The organism is Flavobacterium succinicans (genome assembly GCF_001662485.1).
GTDB classification, from domain to species: Bacteria; Bacteroidota; Bacteroidia; order Flavobacteriales; family Flavobacteriaceae; genus Flavobacterium; species Flavobacterium succinicans_A.
On sequence record NZ_JMTM01000031.1, the window covers coordinates 1 to 4,320 of the forward strand.

2 protein-coding genes are annotated in these 4,320 nt (G+C 35.1%); both read right to left on the reverse strand.

Annotated elements, in window-relative coordinates:
- Positions 1-2,366: LamG-like jellyroll fold domain-containing protein (locus FLB_RS05460; protein ID WP_157490551.1), on the reverse strand; the 2,366-nt coding region annotated here is incomplete at its 3' end.
- 965 nt (positions 2,367-3,331) lie between these two features.
- Positions 3,332-4,320: T9SS sorting signal type C domain-containing protein (locus tag FLB_RS05465; RefSeq protein WP_157490552.1), on the reverse strand; the 989-nt coding region annotated here is incomplete at its 5' end.

Below are 4,320 nucleotides of genomic sequence, written 5' to 3' on the forward strand. Positions count from 1 at the left end.
GCTCCTGTATTCGTTACATTGGTGGTTTGTACCAAGCTTGCGTTGTTTTCGAAAACAAGACTTGTTGTCGCATTATTCGTTACATTAACGGCATTCGTTATGGTCAAAGTGTGACCCGCTTTGATAAGAACATGACCCGATGTTACAGTACAAGAACAAACATTAATGTCACCATTTGAGGTGTAACTTCCTGTAAATTCTATATTATGATCCATAGTTGGTAATGACGGAGTCCAAGATGTACCATTCCATGTAGTCGACTTCGTCCCTATGGTATAACTAATAGGTCTAGGGCATCCTTTACCAATATCAAAATTTAAATTATATTCACCTGGCGATAGCCCTACAATATCTCTTGTAGCAGCAGTATAAGCAGGTGTTCCTGTTTTGGCCCAAGCATAAGTGTATGGATCTCTCCAAATAGGTGTGTTTTCTAAAATTCCATTTTTGCCAACTGGTAAACTAGCTAATGTAGTACCTGAGCCTTCCTGAAAATTATATCCAGCAATTAAACCCGGTTCGATACCAGAATAAAATATAGGAGAATAAGCCAAACTAGCTATCCTAGCCGCAGAAAGTGCTGTATTATAAAAACCAACTTTCATTATCTGACCACCGAAAAAACCACCCGTAGCATTAAAAACACCTGCACCAATATTTACATTAAATGTACTAGCACCATAATTTGAAGTCATATTTCCACCAGATCCAACTTCTACTCCGTCAACATATATTAAGATCTGCGAACCTGTCCCAACTGCGGCTACATGATGCCAAGTATTATCTCCAAGACTCACAGGTGGAATTGCATAGATATATCCTCCATTTAAAGTGTATAAATGCAACCGACTATCTTGAAAACCAAATTCCAATACGTCATTTTGCCCAAATAAACTAGTAAAACCGGTTGTATTCAAATCAGATGTTTTGTATTTTATCCAACCTTCTATTGTAAAACTGTTTAAATTAGAAAGAAAAGGAGTCACTGTTCTTACATATTGACTACTTGTTTTCACAAACTCCAAAGCATGATTTTGATTTGCCAAGGTAATACTTCCTACAGAAGCGTTACAACTTGCATCTACTATTGTGGCTCCAACAGGCAAAGGGGGTAAACTAGCAATAGTAATCGTAACCACTCCGGTCATAATCATTGAACAAAAAGTATTATTTCTAGTAGCAATAACAGTATAATCCCCAACGCTATTTTGAAGACCAAAACTAATGGAACTACCTGTACCTGCGATAACAGAACCTACATTGACACTATTTCTTACTAATTGATAGCTCACCCCTATTTCTGAATTAGAAAGACCTATGATATTACCAGCAGAGCCAGTACAAAGATTACCAGAACCTGTCATTGTATAAACTGTAGGCGAAGTACAAGTAGACGATCCTACATTTACAATTCCAGTTGTGTCAGCAAAATAAGTATTGTTTTTATTAGTAGCACTCGATGTAGTACTACCCCAAAAACCAGAAGGTGTAGTAGAACCTCCAAGTGTTAATGTTTTAGCAGTATGAGTAAAAGTACCTAGATTAGTAATTATGCCTGAAGCAATAGACAAATTGCCATTAACTGTAGTAGTTGCATTAAAAGTTTTAATCCAACTCCCTGAAAGGGTTAAATTATTATAAGTATAGATGCCTACTGTTTGCGCAGTACCATCATAATTTACAGTTGAACTAGAACCATTTAAATTAATCGTATTTGTACCAGTACCAGATAAACTAAATGGATTTCCATTAAAACCCAATAAAAGTAATCCAGTTTGAGGGTTTGACACCATACTAAATGTAGATGCATTAATACTATTTTCATTAGTGGAAGTGATTTGACCATCTACATCAACTACTCCAGATTGAAGGTTAAATACTGCATTATTTCTTCTATTAGTACTTGTTCCAACATAACTTAGAAGATTAACATTATTTGTCACATTAAAACTAGAAATTGTAGAATTTAATGATGATGTATATGTCCCATTTGAGGTTGAAGCTACATCACTTCCAATAGTGAGATTTGTAGTTGTTATTGTTCCTAAACCAGAAATAGTTGAAGTAGAATTTGAATTTACTAACGAATTTAATGTTAATGTGTTGGAAATAATTAATGTCATTCCTGTGTTCACAGCAAGTGTAGCACTTGCCCCAGTAAAAGTAACAGAAGCTGCTGCTGCATTTGCAGTTACCGTTACAGCATGACCATTCGCAATATTTACAACATCACCTACTCCAGGTACTCCAGTACCACTCCAAGTAGCATCAGAATTCCAATTTCCTGAACCAACAGAAGTATAAGGTGATTGCCCAAACCCCAATTGAACCATCAACAACACCGCAAAAAGTAAAATTCTTTTCATAAAAAATGTTTAGTAATTTTAAAACAAAGCTTGTAAAAACATGGAATCTAGATGATTTTGAATAAATAAGCAAAGTCGCACAAAAATAATCAATATTGCTAAAAAAACAAGTAATCACTTAGTTAATAGTGGTTATAAATTTCATGTTATGATAACACAAAACATACTTCAATTTAGAATGGTTTTTTGAGTATAAAACGCAGTTTTTTAAGCAAAAGAACCATAAACTAATTCTTTCTAATGGCCACTTATATTACCTTTCTAGAAGCCCAACACTAAATAAATCTGAATTACGCCTATCAAGAGTGTTGTCAAAAAAAAGCACTGACCAAATTGAGAAGTAGGCTCTTAGCATCCCACGAAATCGACCAGCTTATTGCACATCTTATCGAACACAACTTTTTGAATGAAGCTAGTTTCGCTTGTATTAGGTTTTATGTTTAGCGTATTGAAAGCACTAGCATTCGAAAATGTTTTGAAAACAATAGGAAGTGAATCTAAAGCTCTGGAAGTAAGATCATCAACCAAAAAGTAACCCGAACAGAAACATCCAAGCTGTTAATCCAAGCTACAGCATTTGCAATCGTATTAAAGAGTACAAGTCTTGAAGCACCTATCACGTAATTACCTGATAACATTTAATCTACTCCAAAAAAAACAGCAAAAACAGCCATAAATTTCCAAAACCTACTTAATTTATACTTATAAAAAATCTTTATTTTATCATATAACTTTCTCTTAAATTAAGGACAAGAACTCAAAACTGAATTGGATTTGTTATAATGCTATGTTTTACTAAATGGATTAGTATAAAAAAAATATTTCAAATATTTGATTTACATAATTTTGCATTTTTTCCGACAAAAGGGCATAACACGGCACTAAACTGAAAAAAGTTACGAGCAAAAAAACCCTTTCAAAGTACTTGACTATGAAAGGGTTTACAATTTAAAAGCTATTTTTTTTTAATAAATAATCTTCTTATTGCTAATGGCGCCGTTGGCCAAAGTAGTTTTTACAATTAAAGCTTGTTCATTCAAAGACAAATTCGAAATGGTCCATTCTTGGGTGTTAATTTTCGACTTATCGTACACTTTTCTTCCTAACAAATCAAAAACCTGTACTTGTGTTATCGCTTCTGCCGAGGACGTAACGGTGATTTTTTTATTTTTAACACTTACAATTAAAGCTTTATCCGTCAGTTCATTATCATCGGTGCCTAAAGTTTTGTTGGTATATTTCAAGACAAAGCGGTCGTTCTCTACTCCGTCTATTGCTATAAAAGTATATTTACCTTTGGTTAAATCATGCATGGTATTGGTCTTTTTGTCTTCCAACCAAATGGCTTGACCTGCCAAAGCGCCGTCTCTGTTGTCGATACTAATATTGAAAGTTCCAGCGATAGTACTGCGATATCCCAAAGGCACTATGTCTGTGTCCTCAAAAGGCAATGCACGTCCTTGAATAGTTAAGTTTTTTCCTTGGTTAAGACTGTAAAAATCCACAAACTCTTGCCCATCAAAAGTTGGCCCATCATATAAATTATCCCAATCGTTCGTGGCTCCCGTAATGTAACCCACTAACAATTGCTTGAACGCTCCACCGCTATTGGTTAAGTTCAACCAAATACGGTTTTTCTCGATAGTGTTTGTTTTTTTGGTATTGGTTACTTGTTTAAAAAACTGCGAATTGTTGCCTGAAACTCTCATGGCGTTAGTAAATTGAAAACTTCCTGGTGCTGCATTCTCTACAAAAAACGATTGACCTGCGGCAATAAATCCATCGGGAGCACTAGTATTTAATCCTGGGCTTAGAGCGGGTCCTGACACAGGTATCGGCAATGGACCTCCAGCTGTTCCTCCGGTAATATTGTATGTCGCATAATCATCAGCCGTGTAAACATAATCCGAACCACTTGGTGCAATAGCGGTATTATGTGTCCAGAAATACAATG